Annotated in this window: 8 protein-coding genes and 3 pseudogenes; 7 read left to right on the top strand and 4 right to left on the bottom strand. The window is 34.9% G+C overall.

Annotated elements, in window-relative coordinates; genetic code table 11:
- The 4 genes and pseudogenes from V7659_RS30025 to V7659_RS30010 form a co-directional block, all read right to left on the bottom strand.
- Nucleotides 1-944, bottom strand: a 944-nt coding sequence (locus V7659_RS30025) for an MFS transporter (RefSeq protein WP_335543677.1), incomplete at its 3' end; no start/stop codon positions are given.
- Nucleotides 945-1,071: 127 nt separating this feature from the next.
- The gene (locus V7659_RS30020; RefSeq protein ID WP_335543676.1) at nt 1,072-1,518 is read right to left on the bottom strand and encodes a PaaI family thioesterase; all 447 of its coding nucleotides are present in this window, start codon (nt 1,516-1,518) and stop codon (nt 1,072-1,074) included.
- A gap of 171 nt (nt 1,519-1,689) precedes the next feature.
- Entirely contained in the window at nt 1,690-1,926 is a 237-nt protein-coding gene (locus V7659_RS30015) for a hypothetical protein (RefSeq protein ID WP_420491454.1), read from the bottom strand.
- A 161-nt stretch (nt 1,927-2,087) separates the two neighbouring features.
- Nucleotides 2,088-2,180: pseudogene (locus V7659_RS30010) on the bottom strand (integrase); the annotation flags it as partial.
- A gap of 129 nt (nt 2,181-2,309) precedes the next feature.
- Here V7659_RS30010 and V7659_RS30005 point away from each other — a divergent pair.
- The 7 genes and pseudogenes from V7659_RS30005 to V7659_RS29975 all read left to right on the top strand — a co-directional run.
- Nucleotides 2,310-2,609 (top strand): hypothetical protein, encoded by a 300-nt coding sequence (locus tag V7659_RS30005; protein WP_335543675.1) that lies wholly within the window; start codon nt 2,310-2,312, stop codon nt 2,607-2,609.
- Between the two features lie 147 nt (nt 2,610-2,756).
- Nucleotides 2,757-3,193, top strand: a pseudogene (locus V7659_RS30000) (VOC family protein).
- A 362-nt stretch (nt 3,194-3,555) separates the two neighbouring features.
- Entirely contained in the window at nt 3,556-4,086 is a 531-nt protein-coding gene (locus tag V7659_RS29995) for a hypothetical protein (RefSeq protein ID WP_335543674.1), read from the top strand.
- Between the two features lie 258 nt (nt 4,087-4,344).
- The gene (locus V7659_RS29990) at nt 4,345-5,571 is read left to right on the top strand and encodes a phospholipase D-like domain-containing protein (protein WP_335543673.1); all 1,227 of its coding nucleotides are present in this window, start codon (nt 4,345-4,347) and stop codon (nt 5,569-5,571) included.
- Between the two features lie 234 nt (nt 5,572-5,805).
- Nucleotides 5,806-5,898 (top strand): annotated as a pseudogene (locus tag V7659_RS32220) (YetF domain-containing protein); the annotation flags it as partial.
- A 354-nt stretch (nt 5,899-6,252) separates the two neighbouring features.
- Complete coding sequence (locus V7659_RS29980; RefSeq protein ID WP_335453198.1) at nt 6,253-6,807, top strand: DUF3231 family protein; 555 nt, start codon at nt 6,253-6,255, stop codon at nt 6,805-6,807.
- A gap of 345 nt (nt 6,808-7,152) precedes the next feature.
- On the top strand, nt 7,153-7,525 hold a 373-nt coding region (locus V7659_RS29975; protein ID WP_335543672.1), incomplete at its 3' end, for a YetF domain-containing protein.

Raw genomic sequence — 7,525 nt, 5'->3', positions numbered from 1 at the left:
CCAGCAACCATGGCGATAATGGCACCTGGAAAAATCATTAGTCCTAGCTCTGCTGGTTCTTTTCCGAATACAGTTGTGAGAATAATAGGCATTAAAAACAGAAGTGAAAAGTTAATGAAAAAAGCAGAACAATTAATAAGAAGGAGCTTTGAATATTGCTTATTTCTAAGTAGGTTTGGCGGAATAAACGGTTCTTCCGTCTTATTAAGATATTTCCACCATACCGCAAAAAGAACGACTATTCCTAATAGTATCCCATACGAAAATGTAGATAGAAAAAGTAACAAACCTGTTACACTAAGCCCCGTAAGAATAGCACCGAATAAATCAAAATGTCCTTTTTTAATCACCTCATTAGGCAATAACTTTAGGAAGAAAGGAATAGACAGGACAGAAAAAATAGTGACAACGAAAAGATAATTCCATCCTAAGTATTGAGTAATCACTCCCCCTAGTACAGGACCTAACCCAAATGCCAAAGAGGCAGCTGAAGCAATAATGGCCATCGCTTTTCCACGCCTTGATAGAGGGATATACCGCCCAGCCATGATCATACTTAATCCCATAACGGCTCCTGCTCCAGCTGCTTGAAGAATTCTAACTCCTAATAGGATAAAAAAATTTGTTGAAAAGAAACCGATGACTGATGATATTCCTAATAGGCAAATTCCATGGAGTAGAAGTCTTGAGAGGGGAACAAAATCAGATAGGCGACCAAAAGTTAACGTTGAAATGGCAAACATGATGGAATAACCTGATACCAGCCATGAGCCCAAGGATGAGCTTAAGGATAAGTCTTTAAGTATAAAGGGTAATGCAACATTAAACATGGTTGTATTCATTACCACAAGCAAAGTGGTAACACTCCATATTAAAATGAGTTTATTCTCTTGTAATTGCACCGTGCTTTCCATTTTGGAAGGAGCCGTTAGAATAGAAGGCATTTGTTCCCACCTTACCTTTTTAAAATTGATAAAAATGAACTTTACATCGTACTACAAGCTAAATGATAGCTAAAATTTTATGGACCTTACTTTGAATGGACTTTCTTTTAACAAGAGATTAGTTATATTATTCTATTTTCAATCTTTTTCCGGCAGAATTACCCTTCAAAATCATACATGTACTTGTAGAATGTGCCACAAGACTTTGTTTTTCATCATATATATGACACTCCAGCAATCCGACTGATGAACCTTTTTTTATTAATTTTCCCTCAGCTCGAAGTCTAGATTTAAAAATAGGTTTTAGGAAATTTAATTTAATTTCGATCGTCGTAAAAAGTTCGTCCTCAGCTAATGTAGTTACAAATGCATAGCCCATAGCGGCATCGGATATGTCACATAAAATCCCTCCATGTAGTGTACCCATCGGATTGTGTAATCTTTCTGTGGCATCCATTTCGACCACAACCTTCCCTTCCTCAACATCTGTTATGTGAAAACCGATTACCTCTGCAGCCGGCGAACCTGGTATTTCGCCCTTTGCCATTTTCTTCAAAAACTCTAAATGATTCATTCTTTTCACCCTCCATATTAAAAATAAAAAAGATTATACAAAATCATTACATTTTAAGAACGTTCATTCTAAAAATGTTAATCTAATACCGCTAAAGTCGAATCAATGATGTTTTGAAGTTTCTCTTTATCTTTCGTTGTTTTGGCTAATACTCTTACCCCAATAAGTGAATTATGAAAATAATCTTCTTATCGCTAACTGGACTGAAATAATAGGTTTAATTTGTTGTTCCATTCTTTTTTCGATTATTCCTTCGAAGAGTTGTAGAGCTCGTAGAAACAACGTCTGTTTATCACCAAATGTGTCATAAATATCTTGCATAGACGTTTTTTTATATCCATTTCGCCAAAAAGGCACCATTGCTTTTCGTAAAACCTCGGCTTCATCAAATTCTTTGTGTCTAGCCATTTCCCCCCCTTTTTTTAAAATTTTACCATTTTTAGAATGATCAGTAAAGAATATTTCAACTATTCAAATAGTAAGGGGTTATGAGCAGCAGTAACATCGATATTTTCTTGTTCCTTTCAAAGAGATGCCTTATCGCCTTTACCTCTGATAATGGCGGATCAGTTCGACCAATTAATTCTGCCTCTATCTAAGGTAACAATTTCTCCTAATCGGCATCCAGTGGAGAACATGAATTCAAACAGAGCCTTTTCCATTGGGAAGGTGTATGTAGATATTCCAAATAAATTACAAGGCATAGGTAAGTCATTAGTACCGAACCATAGCTTTCTACTGTTACAATGAGAGAATGAAAGAATATAACAGTATGTAGAAAGGAGTTCCAAATGAAGATGATTGATGAGTACTTCGAAACAGCGATGGAGGCCTGGAGTATGATGCAAAAGACTTCTGGTGATGAAGGGGCAGAATGGGCAGAAAGATTTGAACGTTACTTTTATGAATTTATCGATGAATTGAAGAAATGGTGGGCAACTCTTCATCCAAAGCCAACAAATATATATGAGGCTGAGGAGCTACCTGAAATAAAAAAATGGATGGAGCAAATCCCTGCTCCTGTACAACTAAATTTTCTTACAGAATTAGAGGATATTTTGGATGGATTTGATACAGAACGTTTTGATTAAGAAGTAGGTATGGTGGAAATGTGTTGTTGTACAAACGTGGCAGGTTTGTTGAAGAAGGATATTTTCTGTTTTATGCGATTTAGAATTACAAACAAGCCTTAAACGATTACAGGTATTGAAATAACAGGAACATAGGAGGTATGAGATATGAAGATCAATAGAATAGATCATGTGAGTATAAACGTAAAAGATCTTTCAGAGCTAAAGCGTTTTTTCTTGATTTAGGACTTGAAGTGCAAGCGGAATGGGAATTGGATGGAGAACAGTTGGACAGAATAGTTGGGCTTAATGATGTTAAAACGGCATGTGTAGGATTGGGGATGCCAGATGGTCAGGCATGGATAGAGCTAGTCAAATTTTATACGCCGTCAGATGAAAAAGATATTCAGCAACCTTTTGCAAATACGCTGGGTATCCGACATATTTGCTTTGCTGTTGAAGATATTGAAGCTATTGTTGCAAAATTGAAAAAGAAGGGCACAGAAATCTTTAGTGAGATACAGCAATATGAAGAAAGTTATAAGTTATGCTACGTTCGTGGTCCAGAGGGAATTATTTTAGAGTTGGCGGAAAAAATCAGATAAATATTGAATGGGACTTTAAATGATTTAGATATAACTTTAAAGATTTCTTATTAAACTATCGGGTGCTTGAGTTGAATATGAATAAGGATAATCCTTTAAATCCAAGAAAGGATTAACTATCAATGGGAATGACATATGAAGATTGTAAAAAAGTTATTAGGAATATGGAAGAAAGACTTAATTATCACAAGATGTTAGCCAAGTACACCAAACAAACAGTAAAGTTAAATAAACAACAAGATTATATAAAATACTGGGAATCGGCTATTCAACAAGCAAAGAAAGACTATAGTTCTGTATACGATAATATTTGACACATTAGAAAAGTTCTTCAACTAATGGGTTCAAGAGTTAAAGATTGGATGGCTACGGCTATCCCTTTTTTTATTGCATTAACGGGGCAGAGTAGTTTAAGAATAATTGGTATAAAGGTAATCTTCTTTTGTCTTAATGGGCGTTACAAATTTGCAAACAAAAAGGTGATTCTTTGTAAGTTGGAAAAAAGGGAAGGCACAATCAATGAAATTGTCTATGAATTTACCTCTTATCGTAATGGGAAGTACAGTATCTACCCAACCATTTCAGATTTGTACTTACTTTTGAATAAAATTATTTGTTCCAAAGTTACAACCGAATACATCAGAATCACACCATTTTATTTAAATGAAAAGGTTAAATTACAACGTGAATTTGATGAATATATGTTCTATTTGGAATGTAGGGAACAGTTTACCGTCCAAGATGAGGAATTTCATATTTTAGAAAATCTAGGTAGGGATGTTAATACTGTAACATCCGATGAATTTGAAACAGGGAAAATTCTTACCCCCTTGTGCAGATACAATGAACCCAAAACTTATAAATCCTTACTCGAAGGATACCGTAAGTTTTAGATATGATTTTATCTCGTTTATTTGAATCTGCGAAGATTGACTTGGAGCTTACTGATGAAGACTTGGCATTCGGTTATTTTTGTTTTGAAATCCATAGTGAATAACTGTTTGTGAAACATTGCACTTAAACTAGGGTGCTTGAGTTCAATAAGTAATGCTGTTGCGACAGCCTTATATTATGGATGGCTAACGGGATAGTTTTGTCCCGATAACAAAAACTAACAGAATGAAAACGATAATATATAAAGGAGATTAAATATGCTGAAAAAGATACGGAAAATTCTTCAAGTACTCCTATTTGTATTTTTCGGCGCATGTTTTGTTTTGCTTCCTTGGAGTAATATTGACAGAACAGCAGCCGAAAAAAGGATGGTATTTGACCAGCATCCCATCCAATACCCGAATCGCCAAAGTAATATTACTATGTATACGGACGGGAAACAGTTAGTCAATCAATTATTCTCAGATATAAAGAATGCAAAACATTACGTGTATATCAACTTTTTCTCTATTGCCGATGATAAAGTAAGTCATCAGTTTCTTGATTTATTGAGGAAAAAAAGCCAGGAAGGTGTAGAAGTATATTATGCAGTGGACAGGCTAGGTGGAATTTTACTAAAGAATAGGGAAAGAGAATTATTGGTTAAAGCAGGAGTGCATTTTACGTATTACAATAAGCCTGCTTTTCCTTATCTTTTTGCTTCTTTGGATCGTCGGAATCATCGCCGTATTTCAATTATTGATGGAAGGATTGGGTATATTGGCGGATTTAACATCGGCAAGAAGTATTTAGGAGAAAAAGAAAAACTCGGTCACTGGAGAGATTATCATCTTCAAATACGAGGAGAAGGAGTTCAAGATCTAGAACATCAATTTGTGTTAGACTGGAAGAAAAACACAGAGCAGCAGATTCCTATACACAGCGCGATAAAGGAAAAGGGAGCAACCCCGCATCGATTTACTGCATATTATAGCGGAGAAAAACTTGGGCAAGATTATGCCATGCTATTTCATCAAGCAAAAGAGTCCATCATTATAGTAACACCTTATTTTATACTAAATGACAGAACTATTTGGAACTCATTAGTGGATGCAAGAAAAAGAGGAGTTTCTGTTAAAATTCTGTTCTCACCTCATTCGGATGCACTGTTAGTTAAAGAGGCAGCGTATCCATATATTCGAAAAGCATTAAAACAGGGAATAGAAGTATACGGTTATAAAAAGGGAGTGATACACGGTAAAGTATTCTTGATTGATAAAAACGTATTGATGGTAGGGACCGTAAATTTTGATTCGCGCTCGTTTCATTTAAATGAAGAAATGAACTGTTATATCCAAGACCCTGTCTATATTTCTAAAATAAAGCCAGTCATCAATGAAGACTTCCAAAATTCAAATCGAGTAACATCCTCCGACGTCAATCAATTATCGATAAAAGAAAAAATGAAAGAAAAGTTTGCAAAAATGATTGAGTATTATTTGTAAAACTAAGTATTTTTATAGCTTGTTCAACTAAGGGGCAAGTGTGGAAGTAGGGTGTAACTAAAGCGGTAAAGTGCAAAAGTGAGTCAGTGGAAAGATACAATTTTCTTCTTCACTTTTGTACTTTTTCTATACTTTTGTTTGTTGAAGATTTGGATAATAGATGGAAATTTGGGGACGATATCTGTAACTCTGTTTAAACGAATGGTGAGTATTTATATATGGTATGGGATTATATTAAGTGACGTAAAATGGGCAACCCTGGAACCAAATGGTCAATTAGGTTTTGAGTTGAAGCACGAAGCTCAACCTGTAACGAAAAAGGAATTTGAAGATTTCAAACATACAATCGTTTAATTTGATCCCTAGTAATTGACAACTTACTCATATAAACGAAATTTTAAACTTGATAAACAAACAGTACCAGGTCGAAAGTCAAGGGGACATTTTCGAGGAGATTAAGAATAATGAACATAAAATCCCCCTACCAAAGCATCTACAATAATTGCGTTAGACCCTCGTAATATGAACCCACTGCCGTCGATGCGGCTTTTTTATTGCACTAACGAAGCAGGTTACTTCAATTTTCTTTTTTTAGGTTGAAATTTTGCTGGTGTTGCCCTCTGAATAAAAAACCTTTCTATACAAACAATAATGTATAATACCAGCTCAGGAGGGATTCGTATGGTAAATATATTGGAAACAGTTATTGATGCCATGAAATCACTGACAGTTCAAGACGAAGACCAACCACTTCATGTCGGAGAAGTGATGTCATGCTGGATTTACTTAGCGGGACTAGAATTAGCTAAAGTATCTGTTCAATCAGGTATAAATACCACAACAGATGATGAACTAAAAGCAATACTTGAAGAAGATATGAAATTAGGAACCAGTCAAAGGGAACGACTACATGATTTCATGATTAAGGAAGGAATTCCTCTACCTCCTGCACCTGAAGATATGCCAATATCTGACCCTAAAAGTATTCCACTTGGAGTTAAATTAACGGATGATGTCATAGCAAATGAATTATCTTTAAAAATTGTAAGTTTAATTATGCGTTCTGCTGGTGCTGCATCCGAATCGATTCGTACAGATGTTGGTTTATTATTTATTCAGTTTCAAACAGAAAAATTTGCCTTCGCAACTAGATTAAAACATTTAATGCGTAAACGCGGATGGATTAGAGTACCACCTTTTTACGTTCCACCTGGTTCCACCCAACCCTTAAGTTAGGGGGAGTGGAGATAGTACATTAGATAACCGTGAACAAATAATAAAGAGCTAATTAACGAGTCCGATTCTTCAATATGAAGGTCGGCTTTTTCCTATTCCACAAGAAAGTTTGTGAAATAATGTACTTAAACTATCGTGTGCAAGAGTTGTAGATCCAGTTGACATACTTGTTGGCTTTTTCTTATTGTACTAAAGTGGAGGTTAGTTGAAGTAGAAACTAAGTTATTCGCCATTATTCTTTCTCTAAAAAACACCTATACATAAATTTTTAGTTATTATCTAGTTTAAAAAACTATCTACATATTTGGTTTGCATTTAACAAATAATAACAAAAAGTTTAAAGGAATGAGAGAAATGATGGATTTTTTTGACGATCTACCTACCTTACCTTATATATTTAAGGCATTGTTAATTTTTTTGGCTGCAATTATGCTTTTGCGTATCGCAGGAAAAAGATCGCTTGCAGAAACGACAGTTTCGGAAGCAGTGTTGAGGATTTCGATTGGTGCTGTACTAATCCAACCTTTAGCATTAAAAAATGAATGGGAAGCAATATATGCTGGGTCTTTGCTTATTATAGGAGTTGTATTATTAGCGAAAATACAAATATGGATACCAAAATCCAGAAAGTTTATTAATGGAGTACCATCAGTACTAATTAATGATGGACAGATGAAATTAGAAGTGCTAAAAAAAGCAAGACTAACAACAGATGAGC

This window comes from Neobacillus drentensis (genome assembly GCF_036966985.1).
Classification (GTDB): Bacteria; Bacillota; Bacilli; order Bacillales; family Cytobacillaceae; genus Neobacillus; species Neobacillus drentensis_E.
Note: the sequence above shows the minus strand (reverse complement) of the source record. Positions and strands in the feature narration are given on the sequence as shown.